Source organism: Methanobrevibacter sp. (assembly GCF_045577275.1).
In the GTDB taxonomy this organism is placed as follows: Archaea; Methanobacteriota; Methanobacteria; order Methanobacteriales; family Methanobacteriaceae; genus Methanobrevibacter.
Map to the genome: position 1 here is coordinate 1 of NZ_JAZNIB010000158.1, position 4,987 is coordinate 4,987.

Consider the following 4,987-nt stretch of genomic DNA (forward strand, 5'->3'; position numbering starts at 1 on the left):
TAATATGTTAAAATTAGAAGAATTAGTAAATAACTAGTTTAATATGTTAAAATTAGAAAAATTAGTAAATAATCAGTTTAAACGCTTAAAAAAAAGAAAGAAACAAGGAAAATTATTTTCCTTGCATCCATTACTATGTAAATGGGAGTTTTAATTGAAATCCTCCATTTGGAGCCTCTGGAACATCATTATATTTTGATGCATTAAGGGTCACATTCATTGGAGGGTTAACCACCCTTTCGCCTGTCAGTTGATGGGTTTCAGGATTACGTGCGATTTTATGGGTGTTACTATTTTTGCTTTGTGTCCAAGTAACATCGTTCAGCAGTTCTTTTCCATCTTCGAATGCATAGGTTTGCATATCATTACAGTAGGAAGTGATATATTTTGCCCTTGCATCCTTATCAGTCATATTTGCCGCTTCTTTGAGAACTTTTGCCATTCCAGTGAACATATTGCCTTCAGCTTCAATCCAGTAGGATTGCACAGGCTCACCATAAACTTTATAGTTGTCTGGCCCTACACAGCGAGTGGAAAGATCCTTGAAGACATAATATGGGTAGTGCTCTGTGTCAAAGACTTCTTTGTCCTTTGCAGGCTGATTTGCTCCGTAAGCTTCACTGACATTTGTGCAATCATTGGATAATGGTACAAAGACTCCATAAACTGCAGGACCACAACTATACCATGTGATGCATGACATGTCTGCTGGGAGGTCTGGGTAGACCTGTATCACATGGGTGCTTAGTGCCACATCAGTTCCAATCACTCTCATATCAATTCTTCCGGTTTCATCTGGGGAATATTTTGTTCCATTAAATCTATTACGCATAACTTTACAGACATCCTCCATTGAAACATTCTTATCAGGTGTAAACATGAGAGGATACATGGTATTTATATTGTAGTCTTCACTGAATTTAGAAGGGGCTAACATCTGGTGGCCCATCCAAGTCCTGACATGACTGTAATCGTCAGCCTTTTCCTTTCCGGAATAGGTATCAAACAAATTGATCTCATTATTTTTGCCATATACAGCGAAACCATTTTCTTCTGCAAGGCTAATCAATTCCTTGGATGTGATATTTTCTTCGTAGTCGGATAAGTATTCTAGGGTGAATTCATTACCGAAGGCCGCTACCTTATCAGATGGCAATTTCACTGCAGCATACTGATGTCCTGAATACATCTCCACATACCATACTTCATTCTGGTCAGCAATGATGGCAATATTGGACTCGGAGCTTCCGTACTTATCCATGAGTTCACAAAGCTTTTCCACAGCTTCCCTTGCTGTTTTGCTCTGACAGACCACAAGGTCTGTTGCAGTATATTCAGTTATGCCATCTTCCACCCAAGGATCTGCTTCCAATGTTGCATTGTTTGGAAATGCAGTGATAGACATGGTCATAGCCACACCATATTCATTAGTGCATGCCGCTGCATCACTGCCCATTCCGTTGTATGCCAATGTACTATCCATACAAGGTGTTGCAGTGTATTTATATGTTGTTGCAGGAAGTTCAGTCTTCACCTTTCCGTCCATACTCACAGGCATAAACCTGCCTGGTTGATTTTCTACTCTAGGGGTCACGGTTAAATGACTTCCCCAAACATCCTGCCAATCGTTTGATCGGGCAATAATTATTGAACCGTCAGCGCTGACATCTTGGCCTACGTATACTGCAGTACATGCTGAGCAGGTCTGCATCCCACAAACCAAGAAAACACATAAAACTATAATGATTAATTTTTTGGACAGATATTTAGATTTTAACATTAAGTTTCCCTCAATCTATTTAAAAAATATTAAATTCCTAATAATTTTTATTTTTTTACTAGTTTAAATAATTTTTTATGTTGTTTTTATAAAAATGTTCAGTTGTTGTTTTTTAACATTGTTTAAAGGAGTTTATTTTTTTATTTTTTTTTAATTCATTAACTTTAAATATTACTGTTTCCATATGTTATTTGCAGTTAATAATTTAACGTATATTAAAAAATATATTAAAAATACATAATTTAAAAGGGTGATAATATGAAGTGTATTGCATGTGGTGAAGAGTATTCTGATGAATTCGATTTTTGTCCCTTTTGCGGTGCCTATCCTAAAAAGTTCTGTCCAAAATGCTTTAAGGAAGTGAATGATGGCGGTGAGATATGTTCAGACTGCGGGAGCAAACTTCTTCCTTTTGAAGTGTTTAAGAAGTTTCATGACCTCAGAGAAAAGGCTCTTGATTATAGGGATAAGGACAATTTTAAGAAATCCAGTGAATATTTTGAAAAGATATTGGGGATTTGGCCTAATGTTGAAGAGATAAATTTCCTTTTAGCTGAAGATTATGAGTTCTTGGATGAAAATGATAAGGCCTTAAGGCAATATGAAAGATTGGCTAAGATAAGTCCGAGCTATATGGGAGTGTATTCCAGAATAGCTAGAATACTCATAAAAAAAGAGGAAATAGAAAAGGCAAAGGAATATCTTAAAAAGGAACATAAGGCCTATCCATTTGAGAATGAGCATTATATCTATTCAATGCACATATGCTTTTTGGAGGATGATTTTGAAAAGGCAAACAGGATTCTTGACCAGTTGTTTGCAATTGGGCCTAATGAAGATGACTTGTTGATTTTCAAAGTCAACAATGACTTGAATCTGAAGCTTGTTGAGTATAGTCAAGAGCTTGCAGATTTAAATGAAAGGGTAAAAGAGTATTTGGAGAAAAATTTCAATATTTCCTTTTAATTTTTTTTTTAAAAAAAGTAATTAAGATGATTTTATAATATGTTTAGGGGGTTCTAATATGGAAGTAATTGATGTAATAAGAGAGATAGAAACTAATAATAACCCATCCATAGATGGTTTGGATTATTATATGGATTGTATTGTGAATGTAAATAATGTAAGGACAAGATGTGAACAGGTCAGTATCGTTCAATGTGATTTGGAGGATTCTGATTTTGGCAGAAATGGGATTCAGATTATACTTGAACTTCGCAGAGGTGAATGGATCACTTGGGTCTTCCTTGATGAAGTGGAATCCTTAGAGGTTAAGGAGTTTCATAAAAAGCATTAGTGATGTTTAAAAAATGATTTTCCATTATTTTTTTTTTTAAGTGGATTAATTAAGTGAAAAGTATAATTATTAAAATGACCAAAATATTTAAAGAGGGATTTTTGGTAAAATTAATTTTTTTAAACCATAAATCTTAAAGAGAAATTAGCGAAAACCAATTTTATAAAAATATTTTTGAGGTATTGAAATGGGTGAACTGTCTAAACTTCCTAATATTGGCAAGATAGTAGAAAAACAATTGAATGATGTTGGAATAAGCACTGTTGATGAATTGCTTAATCTTGGCAGCAAGGAAGCATGGTTAAAGATTAAAGAAGTGGATGATAGTGCATGTTTAAATAGACTAATGGCGTTGGAAGGCGCAATACAGAATATTCGTTGGCATGACCTATCCGATGATGATAAAAAAAATTTAAAAGAGTTTTATGATTTGCAAAAGCAAATTTAATCAATAAAAATGGTGTAAAAAGTTAAATTATTTTTATCACCATCTATTTTTTATAATCCTCACAAGTTGTTTTTTCACTATTGTCCTTGATGGAACAAACTCCATTCTGTGATAAAGCACAGTTTAGGCAGTTTTGTTCTTCCTCTGCATCAGGAGCCGCAACTATTTGCTGGAGGGATAATGTGAAAATGCCATTTAAATGCTCACCATTTGTTTTTATAGGGCCTCTGCCCACTATAGGGGATAAGCTTTTCAAATAGCATGGAATGTCTCCAGTTCCACCAATATCTACTTTGATCTGTTCATAAGTATTGAATGTGCTGAAAAATTCTGCTCCTTCTTTCAATATATCTTGAGAAGCTTCAAATTTAAATATCAGCATCTTATTTTCCAATGAGGTTAGTTGAACATTTTTGTCTTCAAAGGTAAACTCTTCTCCATTTTCTTTTTTAAAAATAACTATTCTTGAAATGTCAGACATATTTAATCTCCTAATCTTATATGTATGATAATGGTCTTTTATAGTATATAACTGTTTGTATTTATCAAAACAATTTCTGTTGAAAAAATTAATTGTCTTAAATTTGACTAAATGGAAAAAACTTTAAAAATTGAACAAATAATCTTTCAATGGAGTAGGGAGTTATTATTGTTTCATTAAATGTTTTTTTAAAGAATCAAATCAAACTTAATCTTTATTATTTTAATTAAATAATTTTTTATATCCTTATTTTAATAAAAAACCCTCTATTTTTTATTTGTTTTTGATTTAAATGTATGTAAGTGCTCACTTTCGCAAATCGATTTATGTATTTTTTTGAAAAAATTACTAAAAACCATTAATATGTCGATATTGGAACTAACAACTCCATGTATCCTTCCACATATCCTAATTCCAAATCATCAGGATCATAGATGGAATTGCCACATTCAGCACATCTATAATAACCGTTAATTTCATATATCGATTCACTTCCACAGTATGGGCAAGTCAATACATAACCCTCTTTTCTATCAGATTCTTGTTTATTAAGGCTGTTTGTTGCTTTAGAATTTCCTGAACTATAATCTCTGCCACCTTTATGCTTTGAAGCATTTCTTTCCATTTCTTCCATTAATCTTCGATAGTCTGCTTCATATACATTGCCGTTGGCTTTAGAGTGATACACATCAAATTCATAACCAGTCAAATAGCCATTATCATCCTTATCCGACTTTCTAAATAGATCATATAGCATATCTTGTGGTGTGTGTGAGACAATGTGATTTACTTCGTTGAATTCTAGTTTGCCATCATCATTAAGGTCCAGATTATTAAATTCATCAGGATAAGTGGTTTCATAATCTGCCGGATGTAATCCTTTAATGAAAAGATTTGCATCGCTAGCTATTGAAATCACCAATATAAAAATTAATGGGAAAACACAACAAACATATAAAGTAGGATGTCTTTTAAAACGTG

At 33.1% G+C, this 4,987-nt stretch carries 5 protein-coding genes and 1 pseudogene; 3 read left to right on the forward strand and 3 right to left on the reverse strand.

Going from position 1 to position 4,987, the window contains the following annotated elements:
- Window positions 1–133: 133 nt before the first annotated feature.
- Complete coding sequence (locus ACKI67_RS04625; protein ID WP_407462232.1) at window positions 134–1,780, reverse strand: C69 family dipeptidase; 1,647 nt, start codon at window positions 1,778–1,780, stop codon at window positions 134–136.
- A gap of 258 nt (window positions 1,781–2,038) precedes the next feature.
- Between ACKI67_RS04625 and ACKI67_RS04630 the strand changes: the two genes are divergently transcribed.
- The 3 genes from ACKI67_RS04630 to ACKI67_RS04640 all read left to right on the forward strand — a co-directional run bounded on the left by ACKI67_RS04630 (window position 2,039) and on the right by ACKI67_RS04640 (window position 3,525).
- Window positions 2,039–2,746, forward strand: a complete 708-nt coding sequence (locus tag ACKI67_RS04630; RefSeq protein WP_407462233.1) for a double zinc ribbon domain-containing protein — start codon at window positions 2,039–2,041, stop codon at window positions 2,744–2,746.
- A 58-nt stretch (window positions 2,747–2,804) separates the two neighbouring features.
- On the forward strand, window positions 2,805–3,077 hold the full coding sequence (locus ACKI67_RS04635; RefSeq protein ID WP_407462234.1) for a hypothetical protein: 273 nt from the start codon (window positions 2,805–2,807) through the stop codon (window positions 3,075–3,077).
- A gap of 187 nt (window positions 3,078–3,264) precedes the next feature.
- Window positions 3,265–3,525: a TfoX/Sxy family protein gene (locus tag ACKI67_RS04640; RefSeq protein ID WP_407462236.1), complete on the forward strand. Its 261-nt coding sequence runs from the start codon at window positions 3,265–3,267 to the stop codon at window positions 3,523–3,525.
- 43 nt (window positions 3,526–3,568) lie between these two features.
- Here the strand turns inward: ACKI67_RS04640 and ACKI67_RS04645 are convergent, their stop codons facing one another.
- Together ACKI67_RS04645 and ACKI67_RS04650 are read right to left on the reverse strand one after the other, a co-directional pair.
- Window positions 3,569–4,006 carry a hypothetical protein gene (locus ACKI67_RS04645; protein ID WP_407462237.1) on the reverse strand — a complete coding sequence of 146 codons (438 nt, stop codon included), beginning with the start codon at window positions 4,004–4,006 and terminating at the stop codon, window positions 3,569–3,571.
- Between the two features lie 358 nt (window positions 4,007–4,364).
- Window positions 4,365–4,987 (reverse strand): annotated as a pseudogene (locus ACKI67_RS04650) (hypothetical protein); the annotation flags it as partial.